This window comes from Sphingobacterium puteale, assembly GCF_050986225.1.
GTDB classification, from domain to species: Bacteria; Bacteroidota; Bacteroidia; order Sphingobacteriales; family Sphingobacteriaceae; genus Sphingobacterium; species Sphingobacterium puteale.
In genome coordinates this window covers 163197-182589 of sequence record NZ_CP158959.1, presented here as the reverse complement: position 1 = coordinate 182589, position 19393 = coordinate 163197, and the positions used below count along the sequence as shown (strand labels likewise).

General features: G+C 39.6%; 18 protein-coding genes. 7 read left to right on the top strand and 11 right to left on the bottom strand.

What is annotated here, in order from left to right; genetic code table 11:
• Nucleotide 1 precedes the first annotated feature (1 nt).
• The 7 genes from ABTV71_RS00770 to ABTV71_RS00740 all read right to left on the bottom strand — a co-directional run bounded on the left by ABTV71_RS00770 (nucleotide 2) and on the right by ABTV71_RS00740 (nucleotide 5804).
• On the bottom strand, nucleotides 2-1144 hold the full coding sequence (locus tag ABTV71_RS00770) for a LegC family aminotransferase (RefSeq protein WP_433901926.1): 1143 nt from the start codon (nucleotides 1142-1144) through the stop codon (nucleotides 2-4).
• Between the two features lie 3 nt (nucleotides 1145-1147).
• Nucleotides 1148-2335 (bottom strand): UDP-N-acetylglucosamine 4,6-dehydratase, encoded by a 1188-nt coding sequence (locus ABTV71_RS00765; RefSeq protein WP_433901925.1) that lies wholly within the window; start codon nucleotides 2333-2335, stop codon nucleotides 1148-1150.
• A gap of 112 nt (nucleotides 2336-2447) precedes the next feature.
• Nucleotides 2448-2978 (bottom strand): ArsR family transcriptional regulator, encoded by a 531-nt coding sequence (locus ABTV71_RS00760; RefSeq protein ID WP_433901924.1) that lies wholly within the window; start codon nucleotides 2976-2978, stop codon nucleotides 2448-2450.
• Between the two features lie 178 nt (nucleotides 2979-3156).
• A complete protein-coding gene (locus ABTV71_RS00755) occupies nucleotides 3157-3630 on the bottom strand; it encodes a hypothetical protein (protein ID WP_433901923.1) in 474 nt (157 codons plus the stop codon).
• Between the two features lie 259 nt (nucleotides 3631-3889).
• Nucleotides 3890-4888, bottom strand: coding sequence for a mannose-1-phosphate guanylyltransferase (locus ABTV71_RS00750; RefSeq protein ID WP_433901922.1), 999 nt, complete (start codon nucleotides 4886-4888; stop codon nucleotides 3890-3892).
• Between the two features lie 5 nt (nucleotides 4889-4893).
• Nucleotides 4894-5316, bottom strand: coding sequence for an adenylyltransferase/cytidyltransferase family protein (locus tag ABTV71_RS00745; protein WP_433901921.1), 423 nt, complete (start codon nucleotides 5314-5316; stop codon nucleotides 4894-4896).
• Nucleotides 5317-5333: 17 nt separating this feature from the next.
• Nucleotides 5334-5804 (bottom strand): adenylyltransferase/cytidyltransferase family protein, encoded by a 471-nt coding sequence (locus ABTV71_RS00740; RefSeq protein ID WP_433901920.1) that lies wholly within the window; start codon nucleotides 5802-5804, stop codon nucleotides 5334-5336.
• Nucleotides 5805-6250: 446 nt separating this feature from the next.
• On the opposite strand from ABTV71_RS00740, the gene ABTV71_RS00735 reads away from it, so the two are divergent.
• Entirely contained in the window at nucleotides 6251-7384 is a 1134-nt protein-coding gene (locus ABTV71_RS00735) for a glycosyltransferase (protein WP_433901919.1), read from the top strand.
• A gap of 89 nt (nucleotides 7385-7473) precedes the next feature.
• Complete coding sequence (locus ABTV71_RS00730; protein WP_433901918.1) at nucleotides 7474-8565, top strand: nucleotidyltransferase domain-containing protein; 1092 nt, start codon at nucleotides 7474-7476, stop codon at nucleotides 8563-8565.
• Between the two features lie 78 nt (nucleotides 8566-8643).
• On the opposite strand, the gene ABTV71_RS00725 is transcribed toward ABTV71_RS00730, so the two are convergent.
• Complete coding sequence (locus ABTV71_RS00725) at nucleotides 8644-9165, bottom strand: 3'-5' exonuclease (protein WP_165305250.1); 522 nt, start codon at nucleotides 9163-9165, stop codon at nucleotides 8644-8646.
• 170 nt (nucleotides 9166-9335) lie between these two features.
• On the opposite strand from ABTV71_RS00725, the gene ABTV71_RS00720 reads away from it, so the two are divergent.
• The 5 genes from ABTV71_RS00720 to ABTV71_RS00700 all read left to right on the top strand — a co-directional run bounded on the left by ABTV71_RS00720 (nucleotide 9336) and on the right by ABTV71_RS00700 (nucleotide 13813).
• Nucleotides 9336-10250: a DUF5106 domain-containing protein gene (locus ABTV71_RS00720; protein ID WP_433901917.1), complete on the top strand. Its 915-nt coding sequence runs from the start codon at nucleotides 9336-9338 to the stop codon at nucleotides 10248-10250.
• 3 nt (nucleotides 10251-10253) lie between these two features.
• Complete coding sequence (locus ABTV71_RS00715) at nucleotides 10254-10718, top strand: S24 family peptidase (RefSeq protein ID WP_433901916.1); 465 nt, start codon at nucleotides 10254-10256, stop codon at nucleotides 10716-10718.
• Between the two features lie 136 nt (nucleotides 10719-10854).
• Nucleotides 10855-11124 (top strand): PqqD family protein, encoded by a 270-nt coding sequence (locus ABTV71_RS00710; RefSeq protein ID WP_433901915.1) that lies wholly within the window; start codon nucleotides 10855-10857, stop codon nucleotides 11122-11124.
• Nucleotides 11125-11145: 21 nt separating this feature from the next.
• On the top strand, nucleotides 11146-12774 hold the full coding sequence (locus tag ABTV71_RS00705) for an ABC transporter ATP-binding protein (protein ID WP_433901914.1): 1629 nt from the start codon (nucleotides 11146-11148) through the stop codon (nucleotides 12772-12774).
• A 127-nt stretch (nucleotides 12775-12901) separates the two neighbouring features.
• Nucleotides 12902-13813 carry a hypothetical protein gene (locus ABTV71_RS00700; RefSeq protein ID WP_433901913.1) on the top strand — a complete coding sequence of 304 codons (912 nt, stop codon included), beginning with the start codon at nucleotides 12902-12904 and terminating at the stop codon, nucleotides 13811-13813.
• A 124-nt stretch (nucleotides 13814-13937) separates the two neighbouring features.
• On the opposite strand, the gene ABTV71_RS00695 is transcribed toward ABTV71_RS00700, so the two are convergent.
• The 3 genes from ABTV71_RS00695 to ABTV71_RS00685 form a co-directional block, all read right to left on the bottom strand.
• Nucleotides 13938-15494 carry a S41 family peptidase gene (locus ABTV71_RS00695; protein ID WP_433901912.1) on the bottom strand — a complete coding sequence of 519 codons (1557 nt, stop codon included), beginning with the start codon at nucleotides 15492-15494 and terminating at the stop codon, nucleotides 13938-13940.
• Nucleotides 15495-15659: 165 nt separating this feature from the next.
• On the bottom strand, nucleotides 15660-16871 hold the full coding sequence (locus ABTV71_RS00690) for a hypothetical protein (RefSeq protein ID WP_121127085.1): 1212 nt from the start codon (nucleotides 16869-16871) through the stop codon (nucleotides 15660-15662).
• A 23-nt stretch (nucleotides 16872-16894) separates the two neighbouring features.
• On the bottom strand, nucleotides 16895-19303 hold the full coding sequence (locus ABTV71_RS00685) for a TonB-dependent receptor (RefSeq protein ID WP_433901911.1): 2409 nt from the start codon (nucleotides 19301-19303) through the stop codon (nucleotides 16895-16897).
• Nucleotides 19304-19393: the final 90 nt, after the last annotated feature.

The following is a 19393-nucleotide window of genomic DNA, read 5'->3' as shown; positions in this document are numbered from 1 at the left end:
TTTACCTAACACTGCTTGGAATGTTAACAATCCTTTCTTCCAAAAATTCTGCATTCTTTTGGTCATCACGCTGAAAATTAGCATACATAGGGAGACGATGCATAAGATTCCAAATAGGGCGAGTCATAATACCCACTTCATTTGTATGTTTAAGGAAACTTTCTCTTTCGGCTTTGTTCTCAAGTTCAACACACATCAACCAATAATTAGCTTTTGATTCTGGCAATTCTTCTCTGAATTTTAATCCTAATCCTTTAAAAAGCTTTGCATATGAAGCTGCCAAATCTCGTTTATCAGCTAAAAAAACTTCTAACTCCTCTAATTGTGCACAAGCTAACGCAGCATTCAGATTAGGCATCCTAAAATTATACCCTAACTCATCGTGAAAGAATTCATAAGGATGTGGTCTTTTCGCCGTAGTCGTCAAGTATTTTGCATGTTTACCTAACTCAGGATCATTCGTCACGATCACTCCGCCGCCTCCAGATGTAACAGTCTTATTCCCATTAAGAGAAAAGCCGCTAATAAGCCCCATAGAACCTGTATGTTTACCCTTGTAATAACTTCCGAGAGATTCTGCAGCATCTTCCACAACAGGAATTTGCCATTTCTTGCAAACAAGGAGCAGTTCATCTAGATGTACAGGAAAACCAAACGTATGCATAGGCATACATGCTGCAATTCTCTTTCCCGTGGATTTATTATAACAACCATCCTCACGAATTTCTCCGTATTGTTCCAAAAATGCCTCTACCGCTTTAGGCGACAATCCCATGGTATCTAGATCAACATCAACAAAAACTGGAATTGCCTGATTATACATAATAGCATTCGCCGTAGCAATAAAAGTTAATGCTTGGGTAATAACTTCTTCACCTGCTTTGACACCAGCTAACCTTAAGGCAACTTGCAAAGAGGAAGTCCCATTAACAACCGCAACTGCCTTATTTGTTTGAGTAAATGTTTGCATCATCTCTTCAAACTGATCCACATAAGCCCCTACCGAAGATACAAATGTAGAGTCAATAGTATCTAAAACATATTTTTTTTCATTTCCTCGAAATCTAGGTTCGTGCAATGGAATGAATTTATCTGTTTTATATTGCTCCCTTACAAATGAAATAAGTTGATTTATTTTTTCCATTTTTTACATTTTTGCATCTAAATACTTACCTGTTTCTTTATGTCCAAAATCTGGAATCATCTGATTAAAGAGCTCTACTATTTCCTCTTTCTTCCATGCCCCAGAATTTTTCATTGCATTAATGGTATTCTCAAATAAATTGATTTTGTCGATATTTTCATCAAGTGAATTTTTTATAACTCCTAAATTTTCAAAACGTTCCATATCTAAAGTCTCTGTCGATGTAAAGAACTCTTCAAAGTCTTTCTCCCCAGTGGTATCGCTTTTTGTAAAAAGACAAGGCCATTTTCCTTCTTGAGGTAAACTATTAATCAATGCTCTGGCTTCGTCTTCATTCTCACATAAGTATGGCTCGTAACCAATATTTTCCAAATATTGAACAGCAATCTCAGCAAAAGTAATGAGGTGAAGCTTTTCGCTCAGTTTTGGAAAAAAGATATCACGGTTTTCACCAAAAATACATGACATCAGGCATAACTCTCCAGATTCTTTCGGTATGACAAAATATCTTTTAATATCATTGGGTGCAACGATAGGCTGACGCTTCTCTATACGCTTGTTAAAACCATGTAACAGGGAACCATCAGAAAAAGCGACGTTGGCAAAGCGAGCAGTTGAAATATCAATTTCTCTACTTCTACGCATCAAAAACATTTCCATAATTCTTTTGGAAGCTCCCATCATATTTACTGGATTTGCCGCCTTATCGGTAGAAACACAAAAATATTTTTTCACCCCACTTTTAATAGATTGTTGAATAGTCTTATCTGTATTAAATACATTAACATCAATCATTCGCATTAAAGTATAAGGATCTTTTTCACTACGAACATGTTTCAAAGCCGATAAATTCAAAACATAATCATAGTCTCCATCAGAATTCCAAAAAGCATCGTATTCCAGTGAACCAATATCCAAGGAAAAAGTTTGGAAATCCCCATCTATATAACCATAGCTACTACGAATATCCCGAACCAGCTCCACCATATTATTTTCACTGATATCGACAACATGCAGTTTCTTTGGGTTTCTTTTAAAAATCTCTTTTGTGGTTGCGGACCCTATAGATCCTGCACCGCCAATCACTAAAAATTTAGATGAACTAACAATTGCGGTTAGCTCATTTTCATGCTTTTCAATATCATTATTAAAAAGTTCCTGATTTCTTCCAATTAATTTTAAAATATCCATACGTATAATGTACGACCAATAATTATCTATTCAACAAACACCTTTATCTAAAAAATAAGATAAACTACTATTCTCTATCTTTAGATACACTAATTTTCAACCATAAAGGAGATTAAGTTTTAGATCTCTTACCTTCTCCCTTATTATTGTCAAACAAAACAATGCGATGTCCAACAACATCTTCAAAATTAATAACGATTTCTTTTTTTAATCTCTCTCTGACTTTGTCCGCTAACTGCAATAAATATGCCTGATTTATATTTTCACCTAAAATTAATAAATCAATTCTCCCAGAATCTAAACCTTCAGCATAATCCCCTATTAAACTAACTTCTTGAATATCTCCTGCTTTCTGCAATATATTATCTACAATTTCGTCAAGCCCTAAGTATGCATGAATTAATTTCTGAAGAGGCCTAAATAAAGAATGTCTAGTATTGGCTCGGTACAAAATTTTGTTTTTAGCTGTACTCTTTTCTAAATACCCTGCCTCAGACAATTGGTTCAGCTCTTTTCGAATTGAGTTGGTCGATTCTTGGAACTCATCCGCCAAGCCACGTAGGTGCCCTTTATTATCCGCAGATACAAAAAACTTTATCAATAATTTGAGTCTAGTTTTAGATGTAATCAATGAATCAAGCATCGGTATTAAGATTGAGTAACAAAAGTACTCATCTAAATTGATTGATACAAATTAAAAAATTGTTACCTAATTATATGCTTAAAACCGTACTCCACGTGGAACATTTAAACTTATATAAATAGAATATCCCTAGTAGGGTATATTGGAATGAAATTATATAAAACTTATAGTTATTTAATCAGATCTCAGTTTTTTGATAAAGACCTGAAATAGGTAATGTTGCTGAAAATAATACAGTTCGATTTTGTTCAAAATTTAGAACACCGGAGACAACAACGCGCCCACCAGTAAGGTTTTCAATTTTTGCGGCCCGCCGATTTGCCTTAAAGCGTACAGAAACATCAGACCTAATATTTTCTTTACCTGCAAATGGGATAACTAAAATCTGCTCAAGATTCACATCCAACGCAGAATGTAATGGTTTTACTTTTCGAATAACAACATTTTTTAGCTGCTCATCGTTCCGTTCAGCTTTGAAAACAAAGACACCGCTTCTAGCATTCTTATCCCCACTATATTGTCCAGGCCTTTCTTGGAACATATAGTTGACAGTCATTCCGACATATCTACTAAATCGCTGCTCTAACTGTCTTTTCCTCCAAAAAAGATACCCTCCCAAAAATAAAAAAATAAGTATGATTATAATGATCATATCGATATGTTGGTTAAAATTAAACAACTAAGTGCTCAACATAAAAGTCTTATTAAACACTAACCAAATATCTGATATTAATATTAATTCATTATTAAATCGGACAGGGACAAATAAGGGACATTTAGGAATACATTAGGAAACAGCGTTACAACCAGATTAATTTTTTATTAACAAAGCGCTCTATGGAGACAATATTTAATAATAAGAACAACTTAAATCAAAAGGAACCCCATCGTGTTAATCGGGTTCCTTTACCTTAGTCAATTAATTTGGATTGATGACGTTCTAAGGTGTTATATATTTTTTTGACGTCCTGTGACCTTTCTTTTTGCAGGACTAAAATAGCGTCTTTGGTATGCACTAAAATACTATCTCTTAACCCTACAAAAGCGGTGTAGACATCTGTCCCGATCACCATATTGCCATTTTCATCGATAGGATGACCGGTCTGTTTGAGATAATCATACATAGACTCGAAAGAGCCTAAGTCAGACCATTGAAAACTAGTCGCGATGACCCGAATTTTTTTTGAGCGCTCCATGACGGCATAATCAATCGAGATAGAAGGAATCTCCTTAGACAAATCCAAATCCAACTCGCCGTTCTGGCGATGTTGCCAGGCATTAAACGCCGTAGCATACACTTTCGGTTCGAAATTCTGCAATTCGCTCAAGAAGGTGTCCGCACGAAAACAAAACATACCTGAATTCCAGAGAAAATTTCCTCGTTCAATAAAGTCTTCGGCTGTATCCTGATTAGGTTTTTCACGGAAAGACAATACCTTATCGTCTTTATATTCAATATAACCATAGCCTGTCTCCGGGCGAGTGGGCTGAATACCAAAAGTAACAATATAACCCTTGTTTGCTTTTTCAATGCCGGCTTTAATTGCTTTGGCATAGGCCTCATCACCTACAATCACATGATCCGATGGTGTTACTATCAAAATATCATCCGGCTGTGCGGCAAATGCCGCAAAGGCAATTGCCGCAGCGGTATTGCGCGGCGTAGCTTCCACAATATCGATATAATCCACTTTATTGTTCTCCATCACCTCCCGACTCAGGCTATGATTGTCACGATTACCAACCACGATAACCTGTGCGCTTAGCGACTGATTACGTTTAATGGTCATTTCAAACAATGATCCGCCTTTAAATAAGGACAAATATTGCTTCGGATAACTCTTACGGGATAAAGGCCACAAACGACTGCCTACCCCACCAGTCAACACGACATGGATAATATTACTCATAAATTTTATTTTTTCTCGGCCTCTTTATCTGCGACAACTTTTCGCAATCCTGCGCTTGAGAAACGATGTGTGCGCTTATTATAATAGATATCTATATTTTCCTCCACACAATAGGATCGTCCCGTAAAATCAGTATCCCGATACTCCTCACCTATAATACGTATCTGAATAGGCAAAGCCTTGATCATATCAATAAGGTCCTGCTCAGTCTCGTAGGGAATAATTTCATCCACATAACGGCACCCCTCTAGTTGAATGTATCTCTCGACAATAGTCTGCGTGGGTTTGGCTTTCTCCGGAAATACCTCCGAAGGATCTGTGTTAAGTCCAACAATTAAATAATCGCAGTGTCGCTTGGCTTCTTCTAACATCATAATATGGCCAGCATGTAATAAATCAAATACGCCAAAAGTAATCCCTATCTTCATAAAAATATTTTTTTAATTTATTCAACAATATTTCCGCCATAGGATTTTTTTTCCAGAGCAGCATTTGCAACAATTTTACGCAAGCCTGAACTGGAAAAACGATGATCACGACTATTGAAATATAATTCAATTCCCTTTTCTTCACAATATGCTCTACCGGTAAAATTTTTTTCTCGGTATTCATCACCAACAATACGTACATTAATATTGAAAGAGCGTAAGATATCTTCTAAATCTTGTTCAGTTGCATAAGGTACAATCTGGTCTACATATTTACAGCCTTTGAGCTGAATATAACGCTCCACAACGGTCTGTGCTGGCTTATTTTTCTCAGGCCGGTCCAATGTTGGGTCGGTCTGCAAGCCACAGATCAGAAAATCACATTGCCGCTTGGCGTCTTCAAGCATCTTAATATGCCCGGCATGTAACAGATCAAATGCACTAAAGGTAATGCCAATACGCATACCTTTGGCTGGAATAAAAATCATAGTCAAGTTAAAATATAAAATTTGTAATAACAAAGCAGTTTCAACAAATCAAATATATGATTTATATTAATCCCGCTATTTATTTAAGTAGAAAAATCATGCCAAAGGATCAGGCACTCTATTATAACACTTAGTAATGATAAATATTAGCAATCACTGATCCAATAAATGATTCTTGTTCCCTTTTAGATTCGTATTTACTTGGTGTTAAACTGGCGGACCTAATATATCGAAATTTATCTGATTAACAGTTTCTCTTATAAAATTTTATTATTGGAAAGATTACCAAAACACATAGCTGATATTTATAATATTATTCTTTAGACAGCTAATTCGATCAGCATCATATTATTTTTCTATGTATATTTGAAATTAATGAAATATTGGCAGCATTTATTCGATATTTGTTTGGGCCTTTAAACACAATTAGTAATCGCCCAAAAAATATGAAGATACTACAAGTTGGAAAGTTTTACCCTATTGAAGGAGGAGTTGAAAAAGTAATGTACGATCTCCTACTAGGAATTTCTGAACGCCAGATTAATTGCGATATGCTATGCACAGCACTACCAGGTGCCTCATATAAAGATATTCAAATAAATAGGTACGCCCGCGTACTTCTTGTACCTTCTTTAGCCAAAATTGCAGCAACTATGATTTCCCCTATGTTAATCATAAGGCTACGAAAAATTGCGTCTTCTTACGATATTATCCATATTCATCATCCCGATCCTATGGCATGTATCGCTTTGTTTCTTTCTAACTATAAAGGAAAAGTTATTCTCCATTGGCATAGCGACATATTAAAACAGAAAAAACTATTAAAGATATATAAACCACTACAATCATGGCTAATTAATCGGGCAAATTTAGTGGTCGGCACAACTCCAATATATGTGAAACAATCTCCTTGGTTAAAAAATGTTCAAGACAAAATTGACTATATACCTATTGGAGTCGAACCAATGATATCAGACAATAGTAAAGTTTCGCTAATTAAGGATAGTTATAGAGGAAAAAAAATCATCTTTTCTCTCGGTCGTTTAGTAGATTACAAAGGCCATCAATATTTAATCGAAGCTGCTTCTATTTTAGGAGAAAATTATCAGATATTACTCGGAGGAGTAGGTCCGCTTAAAGGGAAACTAGAGAAACAAATCAAATCACTAGGTGTAGAAAATAATGTGAAATTGCTGGGATATATCTCCAAAAAAGATCTTCCAAACTATTATGCAGCAAGCACCGCTTTTTGTCTTCCTTCAATTTTAAAAACCGAGGGATTTGCAATTGTACAGGTGGAAAGTATGTCTGCTGGTCGCCCAATCATATCGACAGATATCCCAGAATCGGGGGTCAGCTGGGTAAATGCAGATAACGAAACGGGATATATTGTCCCAATACGAGACGCCAAAGCTATTGCATCAGCTATTATAAAAATTTGTGAGGATCCATTAAATTATGAAAAACTTTCCAAAGCTAGCCTAAAAAGATATCAAGATTCGTTTACTAAAAGCAAAATGATAGATCGCAGTATTGAGTGTTATAAAAAACTCATTATAGACCAGCCTATTAAAACCTAAAATAAAAATTATTTTAAAATGATTAAGTTTGTACACTATAATATACAAAAATAGGGGAAGAGTATACCTCCCTCTTATTATGAAATTTAATGATGAATTATACGATTCAAGATATTTTCCTAGAGTTATTACGCATGGGATTATGGAAAAAACCATCGAAAATAGTTTTTCCTACACTCAACCAAAACCAATGGAGTCAAATATATAATTGGGCTAAGCAGCATACAGTTGAAGGTATTCTTTTTGAGAGCTTTGAATATCTCTCAGAAGATAAACTCCCACCTCAATCCATCCGAATGCAATGGACTATTCGTATCGATCAAATAGAACGTAGTAATATTAAAATGAACGAGGTTCTCTTATATCAATTTGAAAAATTTTCAGCAAGTAATTTAAAACCTCTACTTCTTAAGGGACAAGGTCTCGCTTATTGCTATAAAAATCCGCTAAGGAGGGTTTGTGGAGACATCGATTGGTATTTTGAAAATAATGGATATTCAAACGCAAAAACACTTCTAAAACAAAACAATATCACATTTAAAACCACAGCAGGTTTTAGTTTAGAATACGTATTAAAAGGAGTTCAGGTCGAACATCATCGAAAACTATTTGATCTCCACAATCCGTTTAAAATAAACTATTTAAAATCTTTACAAAAAGACTATTCCCAAACAAAAAAATATTTAAATATAAACAATGTACAGATCCCGTTGTTAGCGCCAGAACTACAAATAATACAAGTCAACGCACACATACTTAAACACCTATTATCATTTGGCATTGGCATTAGACAGCTCTGTGATGCCGCGATCTTGTATGATTCATATGCAGAAAAATTAGATACAGAAAAATTAAAAATAATATATAATAAATTGAGCTTGTTGCCATGGATAAACGTTCTTGATAAGATATTAGTTGATAAAATAGGATTATCTTCTATGAAACTTCCTTTTCCGTATCCAAAAGATACGGTATCAGATTGGATGTTTAAAGATATATGGGAGTCAGGAAATTTCGGTTTTTACAATACAAAATCAGGAGAATCTTTCGCTGAATCTGGACAAAGACTTAACACTACAAACCATATATTCACTAATATAAAACGTTATTACAAGCACGCACCAGCCGAAGCTTTCTTTTTCCCCATAATACATTTCATCTCAAAATCTAAAATATTATAATTGGACAAAAAATAACCGAAAAATAACTAATTTAGATTTTTACTCTTGAAAAAGAAAGATTCTACCAGAATCGTAAAATCATGCCAAAGAGGGGACATCGGCATGTCTAAGGTATAGATTGGCACAAGCACGCGCATCGGAAAGTGCTTCATGGTGGTTAAGCTCAATTCCTAAAACTTCACAACAGGCGTTAAGTCTCGCTGGCTTAAAACCCTTCTCCTGATAGATCTTGAAGGTACACTCCCATTTATCCATGAGACCTAAACTATCATAAGCTAGATTATAATAGTTCATGGTCTTGCGCAAAACTCCCCTATCAAATAGCTCGTTGTGCGCAACCATAATCCGGTTATTGATCAATGGAAGAATACGAGGAAATAATTCTTTAAATGTCGGCGCTTCAGCCGTATCCTTTGGTCTGATACCGTGGACACGTGTTGTCTGCCACATATATTGATTCTGAGGAGGCCGGATCAGCGAATAAAACTCATCAACGATAATACCCCGCTCCACCACCACCAGCCCAATGGCACAGGCGGAATTTTGGTTGGCCGTAGCTGTCTCGAAATCTATTGCTGTAAAACTTAATCCTGATTGCATGTTTGCTCCTCTAAAACTTGCGGTAAAGTTAACAAATAGTATTTAGATATCGGTTATTATGCAGGGAGGATTGAGCCTAACTGATTATAATTCGCACATAGTTTAGTATACGCTTGAAAATGAAATAGGTTTTAACTATGTTTGGAAAGCATAATAATTAAACGCAACGAATGAAAAGTTCAACTCTTGGGTTTTGGTTACCGATGGGCCTGATCGTAGGCCAACTCTGGGCCTGCAACGGAAATAATAATTCAAAAAAGGAAAGTAACGAAACAACGCCGCAAAAGGCAAGTATGACTAGTACTACCGACAGCAGTCTATTACACTTCTGGGATAGGTTTGACATGAAAGATACCGCCCAGGTAAACAATCCGGACATTGGTGAACAAAAGCTCGCTGATTTCATTGGTGTGTTATCTACAACTCCAGATTCGGCCATGCGTGACAAGGCGGTAGATCTGATGTTGGACAAAGCAAAATCCAATCGACCAAGTTTTGACCATTTTATTAAACTCTATGAACGTTACTTATACGATGGCAATTCGCCGATGCGAAATGATATTGTCTATGAGTCGGTATTGCGTTATCTGATCAAGACCGACCTCCTATCAGATCTAGAGAAAGAGGCCTATAGACCAATATACAAATTGGTACGACGTAATAAAGTGGGGCAGCTAGCGGAAGACTTCAGTTATGAGCTAGCGAATGGAAAAAAACAAAAACTATCGCAGACAAAAGCAAAATATACCTTCTTGCTCTTTTATGATCCAGAATGCTCGCATTGCAAAGAAACGATCCATCAACTCCGCGATACGCCACAACTGGTCCAGCTGTTTGAACAGCAACAGGTGCAGGTGCTGGCCATTGACCCTTGGGGCGACCGCAACAAATGGAAGAATTATATGCCCGAAATTTCCGAAAAATGGATCAACGGTTTTGACAGCGAGAGCAAGATCTTATCGTTCAATCTATATGACCTCAAAGCATCGCCAACCATTTATCTTCTGGATGAAAACAAGAGAGTCCTTTTGAAAGACACTTACCTGCAACCCGTCATTGAATATTTCGTTCAACCCAAGCCATAGGATATGACCGGACATTCGGAAGACAAGAAGACACGTATTATTTCCAATGACCTCTATTTTGCTGAAGTACAACGTATGCTGGATGAAGGTAAGGAGGTCCGGATCCGGATCAAAGGCGGCAGCATGCGCCCTTTTATTCAGGACGGAGACAGCGTTTTGTTGCTGGCTTACAGCGGCGGGGCATTGCTGTCAGGAAGTAATCTATTGGCCAAACATCAAGGGAAGTATGTTTTTCACCGATATGTCGGAAAAAAAAATGGGCAGATCATCCTGGCCGGGGACGGTAATCTCGTATTAAAAGAGTATATAGACCCGACAGATATTATTGCTGTCGCTTCGGTCCATTATCCACAGCAATCAGCCGAGGAAATTAATTTAAATTACCGCTGGGCAAGATTGCGTGGCCTGGCCTGGTACCGTATCCGCCTGCTCCGGCGGATTGTTGCCAAATTGAAACGTATGGTATGACCATATACAGATTATGCTGATGGAAAATAATTATTAACTTTGGTTTTATTTATTATATTTTGCCCCAACATATCCTTTTTCCAAGAAGACAACATCCGAAAACAGGATATGACCATTAAAAACAGATAATTTACATATGAAATTAAGATCGGATTTAGTATTGAGAACAATTGGTTCAGATCATTTAATTGTTGACCCCAGTCAGGATAGCATTGACCTATCAACCGTGTACACGCTGAACAGTTCTGCGGCATGGCTTTGGGAACAACTCAAAGGAAAAGAGTTTGATCAGACAACAATCGTTGAACTGCTCTGTGATAACTATGAAGTAGAGGTGGAGCAAGCGCAATCCGATGCCAAAGTGTTACTTGGAGATTTTGAAAAACAAGGACTATTGGAAAAATAACCTTTCCATTGATCTAGCCAAATGAACAATAACAGCCTGAAACAACATGCACGCTGGGCATGGTCCGTCAGCGAGGGCTATCGCGGCAGATTGCTTCTTTATTTTGTATTGGAGCTGATATGCATCGGTCTGTCCCTTCTCTTTGTATACTTGTCCAAAAAAGCGGTTGATGTCGCAACCTCCCCGGGAGAATTGCCGCTCAAATGGCTGTTGATCGGCATTATAAGTAGTATTACGCTCAATGTGGCTATCAAAGGCTTTTCGGGCCGTTTGCTGGAACGGATCAAATTGATGCTGACACTCCAGTTGCAGCGTCATATGCTCGATGCACAGATGTTATCGGTATGGCGGTTGATCAAAAACTGGCATACAGGTGATATCCAGATCCGGATTCAGACAGACTGTGAAGAAGTGGCCAACACCATCGCCAGTACTGTACTTTCTTTTGTATTGACGATTATCCAACTATTGGCTTCTGTGGGTTTCTTGTGGTATATGGACCCCATGCTGGCCCTGATGATTCTGGCCATCTCACCTCTTTTTGTCTTTTCAAAGATTTACTTCCGTAAAATGCGCAAACTCAGCAAGGAGGTCAAAGAAGAAGAAAGTAATTTTTCAAAGGTCCTCCAGGAAAATCTGCGCTTCCGCCTGCTGATCCGTGCCATGGGTATTTTCCCCAAAAGGCGTGCGAAGCTGACCGCAAGCCAACAGCAGCTTTTTATGCTGAAAATGCGTCAGATCAATTTTTCAACGTATACGCAAGGAGCGATGAAGGTGGCTATGAACGCGGGTTATTTGGTCGCATTTACCTGGGGGGTCTATCGGCTACAATCCGGGCAGATCACTTTCGGAACAATGACGGCTTTTTTGCAACTGGTGGCGCGCATTCAGAGCCCAATTCTTGCCTTGATCGGCTATATCCCCGGCTTCGTACGCTTTCGGGTATCTGCAGACCGGCTCCTGGAATTGCAGGAGGGCGAGATTGAACGTCAGGTAGAGCAGCAGCGATTAAATGGGACAGAAGAGCTGCGTATCAGGGACCTGTCCTTTCGCTATGAGGATAAGTGGGTATTGCAGCAGCTAAACCTCTCGTTAAAAGTAGGCGAGCCAACAGCAATTATCGGCCCGAGCGGAAAAGGAAAAACAACCCTGATCCGTCTGTTGCTGGCATTGCTAAAAGCTGAAACAGGTGACATTACACTGGTGGACAGCGACGGCGAAAGATCGCTGGAAGCAAAACACCGTGTCAACTTTGCCTATATTCCGCAGGGTAATTCGCTTTTCAGCGGAACGATACGGGAAAACCTCATGCTCCATGTGAAAGAAGATAGCCCACTGGACATTGATAAAGCGCTTTGGCTGGCCTGTGCAGAATTTGTATATGATTTTCCGGATGGTGTGGACACGTTAGTGGGCGAATCAGGAATGGGCCTATCTGAAGGACAGGCCCAACGTATCGCCATTGCGCGTGCCTTGATGCATGACGGTGATATCTGGCTCTTTGATGAAGTTACCTCAGCTCTGGACCGTACTACTTCGGATACGCTAACGCATCGTCTGCTGGAATATGGAAAACATAAAATATGTCTATTTGTAACGCACGACCTGAATCTGGCGGATAAATGTCCGCATCGCATCTATCTCGATTGAGGAAGATCAAGATGGCAACATATAAACATCAATAGAAAGAATCTGGATATTTCAACGAATATCAATAGATTAAAACAAACCGAGCTTGCAAGCTCATGAAGTAATTAATCAAAAGATGAACTGAATCATGGATATCACCAAATCACCTGAGCTCGCTCAAACCCGCTACCATATTGCGGAATTATTGCTGGAATTTAACCATCCTAAGGAATTTCCCTTATATCAACTCCTTCGCTCATTCCAGGATTTTCGCTGGGTAGGTACCTATAATGCTGAAATTGTCATCAATATCAGTTTGGACAAGGCTCCAGAAACAGCCGATATGGGTATATTACGTACAGATGACTCTATCGCCTGGGGCGACCGATTCCGTTTTTATGAAAAGGGTGATACATTTATAACGGCCATTGTAAATGAGAAGGGCAATGGGACATGGTACCAATACAGTAGCCGTAACTTTGAAGAATCGACGATTTATGTCCCTGAGAGCTCGGCGGATGAACAGAGTGCCGTGATCACCTGGATGTCCATGATGATATTTGGCCAGGCCAGCCTCCTGCATGATACCATAATGCTCCATGCCTCCGTGGTCAACCACAAAGGCGAAGGAGTTGCTTTTTTAGGTAAAAGTGGAACCGGAAAAAGCACGCACAGCCGGCTTTGGCTGACACATATCCCCAATACATCACTGCTGAATGACGACAACCCTGCTGTCCGCATCAGGGAAGAGGGTATTTTTATCTATGGGACGCCCTGGAGCGGCAAGACGCCCTGTTATAGAAATCAGCTGCTACCACTCAAAGCATTTGTACGGCTGGAACAGGCTCCGGCCAATACATTTACATGGCAGCCCGGAATCAAGGGCTTTATTGCGGTGCTCCCGAGCTGTACAGCAATCCGATGGAACAAAGATCTTTTTTCTGGGATGAATACAATTCTGGAAAAAATTGTAGGCGAAATACCGGTAGGTTATTTACAGTGCCTACCCGACGCTGCTGCTGCCCAGCTGTGTCATTCATCAATATTTAGTAGTCAGTAATTAGTATTGAGCCTTCTGTTAAATTAAAAGGTCACCGGATAACATAATTATCCAGTGACCTTCCTATCTCTTTGATCTATTATCATACCGTCTAGTGCTCTTAGCACACTGTAGCAGCATTAACTTATCTGCCACGGGTCTTGATCATACCCCGCTCAGGCCTTGTATGCATTTTGCCCTGATCCACCGGTTGGATCGTTCGGGAAGAAATACTTCGCAATGCTGCCCGAGCTCTGGTCGAGGGAGCCGCATCCGCTAAAGCTGTTGCCAGCATTCTCTCCTTAGGATCTCCGACTTCGGCTGACACATCGTCACCAACTTCGCTCTTATCGGGAACAAGACCATCCCAATAATCACGCAGACCGGATTCAGTACCCTTGTTATATTTTTCGCCAAGATTTCCACGTGAATTCTTCAGAATAAATGACGCCGGCCAATAAGATACTTTATCGCGGACTTTCTGCTCGAAAAATCCAACGGGTTTACCATATGTCCTTGATTCCGTGGCAATGATCTCTACCGGAAGGTGCGGAGTAAGCACGTTGATTAGCATCTCAGCTGCTGAAGCGGTTTCTTCACTCACCAAGAAATAAACTTTATTGAGATTTAAGGCACTTAATCCTTCGAAGTAGGTATCATACATATTCAGTTGATCTCTTAAGCTCTTTGCTGCATCCGACTGCATGTACTTATTCATTTCATAGGTCAGCATCAATTTACCCTTGGTCTTGGCGCCACCGATCTTATCTGCAATATAAATAGCCGCGTCTACATAGCCCCCGCCATTGTAACGCAGATCAACAATCAGGCTTTTGATTTGTTTGGCCTCATATTGCGTAAAGGCCGCATCGATATTTCTCTGGTTTTGATTGTTATTTTCAATTTCCTCAAAAGACGACAAGGCCAGATAACCGATATTATTATTACTATTCAGGTAGATCGTATCCTTATAGATTGGATTGATCACATAGGAATTGTTATAGCTCATCGGTTTTTCGAACAGCTTGTTATCCGCACGTTTCACCTGCAGGGTAAGACTGGCGGCATCCAAAGCTGTATTGATATTGTTGCGCAGTCGGCTGTAGGCCGCTGGGTCCTTGACTTCGCAGCTTCCGCCGGGATCCGGACAGGTAACTTCGACCGAATAATTTTCCTTGTCATTATTGACCGATGTAATAATATCTGCGCGTTTAAACCCGGCCACCTGTGCCGGAGATCCTCCTTCCACAAAGGAAATATAAGGCTGTGCGGTAGCTGCATCCAAAGAAAACCATTGTACTGAGATGCCATAACCTTCGTTGTTGTCCATCTTCGTACTGGCCTGCCCAGTGATATTGTAACCGTTGATACCTTCCATAAAGGAAAAACGGTCAAAAACCCCCGAGTAACCAGCCGCTACATGGACAGGTGTCAGCCTTTTAAGTGCATCAAGCACATTGCTCGCCGAACTATATTGATCAGTATATTGAGCCGGATCTTTTAAATAATCCGGAATAGATCCGTCCGCCCAAACGGAATACAGTTTATAATATTTATAAATATCGTCTTTAATAAGCTGACCTTCGGTGCGGTCAGTTGGTTCCGGCTCTGGTTCGGGTTTAGGATTATCCTTCTTGCAGGAGAGGACAAAAAGTCCTGTCAGTGCCAGTGCAGCCAAACGTCCGGCTTGTTTTATGGGCATTAAGTTCATTGTTGAAACATTTGTAAGACAAACATAAATATTTTAAGCTGATTCGCAATGAAAAAAAACGCACTGACTTTGGGAGTGTCAGCGCGTTTACTACCTATTGAAAAACGTTATCAGAACAATCTCTCAAAGGAAAAGTTTTGAAAAATAAAAAATTATTTATTTCAGTTTATTGATGTGATAAACCTGTGTTACTCCAGGATCAATCTCTGCACCTTTTTTAACCGTATTATTTTTAATATTATATTCGTAAATAAACCATTTCGATGCTGGTGTTTTTACGGCTGTATAAAGATTGCCATCTTGAATCAGGTTGATGGTCGTCGTTGGATCGCCGCCCGTCATTTCCGCCAAGTTGGCCACTATTTTCTTGTTGGCTACATCGATCACATAAGGTCTGATATAAGCCTTACCATCACCTAACCAAGCGAGGTCACCACCTTTTACAGCGTAATCTTTTAGATCGTATAGATAGTTTTTGTCAAATTCATACTGTCCATTGTTGACACGCAAGATCGCATAGGTACCATCTGTTTTACCACGGGTCAACAAATAAAGATTATTGTTGTCATCCAGGAACGAATAGTTTTCTCTTTGCCAGTGACCTGCGACATAGCTTGTCCGGTCATCGCTCATGATATGTCCATTGGCCATGCTTGGGTAATCACAGATGTAAGCATAAGCTTTCTTGCTGACTACATTGTAATCAGAGTCATAATAAAATAAGCCAAAATAAGCTTTACCGCCAGCAATACGCATACTGGTCACATTCAATATCGTTGGATCAACTGTTTTTCCATCGGCTTTGTAAACGGTGTAATCCAAGGTCGGAATCTGCGCTTTTAAGGTTTTATTGAGCGTCATATCCTTGGTATTCATAAAGTAAATGTCTTTCTCAAATATTTTTTTCTCCAGGTTGGCGTCACTGGCACCTGTGGATGTGAAGACAATTTCGTCAGTGGTACTGAATTGGCTCGCCATCTTTCCGAGGTAGAACGCACTTGGAAATGCGTAATTATCGACTTCTTTAAATACAAGACCTTGCGGTGTTTCTACCAATTGGTGTTTACTGAAACGTGTACCATCGTTGGACAAGTAATAGAAACCATTAAAAATATAAGCATAACCGGCATAACGCGCTTGAGGTAAGTTGCCGGTGATGTCGACCCCTTTATTGTTGGCAGGCGATAATAAAGTATCTTTCATGATCTCATCAGTCGTTAAAAGATAAGATCCAGTTGCGGTGGCCACCCACACCGAATATTCAGACGCTTCAGGTGTTGTCACTTCTGGAATGTTCGGGCTATCTTTGCAGGAGGATACCAACAGTGCTGCTAATGCACAAAAGCCAAATAATCTATTTTTTTTCATGATTATAAATGATGTTTGATTAATTATAGTAGGGAAACTCTAAATTTTACATAAAATGCGCGTCCGGGTTTTTGCAGACGGAAGTTGTCATAGGAGCGCTCATCAAAGATGTTGCGGGCCTCGCCGGAAATATTATAACGGTTGCGATTCCAAGAATAGCTCACCAACAAATTGTGCACCAGTTGTGTGGGAATATAATTTTTGGAAGCCAATGAGCCCAGGTGGCTATCGCTTAAGTAAAACCATTTGGTGTACAGCGTGGTCCAGTTGATCTGTGTACGGCTACCTTTGCTGAACCAATCGTTTTGTGCAAAGCCCAGATCCAAATTGCCATAAACCCATGGTCGGTTTGGAATCTGGTATCCATAAGTCAAACTTACCTGCTGGTTGGTCTCATCGGTATATTTCTGATTGTCGATGGCTCGGTCATAACTTCCATTTATTGCGGCCGTAATAACGTCTTTATAGCCGTAGCGCGCTTCGAAACTGCCACCATAGATTTTGACGCCCGGAATATTGTAATACTGAAATTTGTCCTGACCATTATCGGATACAATGCGTGTATTTTGGTAATCTTTTGCCAGGCGATAAAAACCAGAAAGATCGACATTAATAAAATGGTTTTCGTTAAAGAAGGTATTGTAGTAAAAACCCCCGTTGAGATTGTCGCTCTTCTCAGGCTTTAAATCCCAATTGGGAAGAACATTAAAATTATCGCCATATATGGCAGTCATTTCAGGCAGGTTATAAGCCCGTTCGGCAGAGAACTTGACACCACCATCCTTGAAAATACGATAGCGAGCAGCTGAACTATACCCTTTATACCCCAAATATCTTGTTTGTGTGACGATGTCACCACTCAAGTATTGATTGTTAGCGTCAAATTCCCGTTCATCAATCTTTTGGTAGGTATCGATACCGTAGTATTTAAAGGCCAGGTTGGCAACCAAGCGTTTGTCAAACCATTGACTTTGCCAGGCTAAGCCAGCAATATGTTTCACCAGATTCTTCGGTAATCCGGAAGTATTGTGATTTAAGATCTTATCATAGGTCTGACGGTCATTGGTACTGATATTATAATTCAGGTTTAAGCTCTGGTTGCGGCTCGCATCAAAATCGTAGTTTAAGTTTATTCGTCCGAGGACACTACTGGTATTATCTTTAATATATTTCTCCGGGTTGGGGGCATTTCCTGTCGTATTGATTATTGGAACACCATCCCACTGATAGTTATATTTTGCTGTATCCCTGTTGCGGGTAACATTATAGCCATAATTGGCATAGATATCGGCATATAGACGCTCCACGAGAAAGTTTTGCTTTTTGTAGCTTAGGGTCGGCATCATGTAGACCGATTCGGTCCAGTTGCCACCATAGGGATTATTGATCGTTGCACCGAGTTGATTTTGTTTATTGTTGCCCGAATAGGTCAGTCCCACAAAAAACTGATCGGCCCAGCTTTTATCGCGTAGCCCCACCTCAATCTGACCCATGCTCGAATAGTAACGGTCATGAAATCGTCTAGCCTTGTCGATATTGACAAATTTGTTGTTAACAACTTTTTGAACAAGTACGCCATACTTCTCCTCGGTATACATATTGTAATCATTGTCCGAATAGTTGTAAAAAGCGTTTGTACGAACCGATAGTTTACTTTTGGGATTGGTGTACATCCCGACCAAGGATGCTTGATGCGTATTGAAGGAGCCATAGCTATAGCTCAGATCAAGAAAATGCCTATTGCGTTGTTTGGTAATAATATTAACAGCACCACCCAAGGCGTCTGAACCTAAAAATGCGGGAACGACCCCTTTATAGATTTCGACACGGTCGACTAGATTGACAGGGATATTATTCAGGGACATGGCTGGTCCGAAATCATCCATGGGAACGCCGTCTATATAAATTTTTGCTGCGAGACCGTTGATACGAAACACGAAATTGGAGCCCACGCCGCCATCTTCCCGAATGGTCACTCCCGGTGCGGTACGTAAAATTTGATTGATATTGGCCGTTTGATTGGCATAGCGGTTCATATCGATCACACTGACATTAAAGCCTGATCGCTTGATTTCGTTCACTCGGCGCTGGTTGTCAGTTTGCCCCCTTACGTTCGCAGTCTCAAGAACGCGTTCATCTTTTTTGAGCTGGAAGTCTCTGTACGTTTCATTGCTTTTCAATACAGCGCTTTGTGTGATATAGCCTACAGATGTCACTTCCAATTTAGGAAGTTGTTTACCTTCAATTTGGAGTTTGTAAAAACCGTCCACATCGGTGGAAGTGCGCTGGTTCGTACCGACAATAGTCACCGTAGCGCCTTCGACTCCTTTTCCGAAGAGGTCTTTCACATAACCTGAAAGGGATGTTTGTGCCTGGGCTATGGTCGTGACGAAAAATAGGGATATAAAAAAAATGTAGGTAGACTTGAGCATGGTAGTCGCGTTATTGAATTGTGTTTAATAGTGACATTTTCATTCGAATTTTTACCGCATGATAGTCTTGCCTTCCACTGTTCAAGGCAA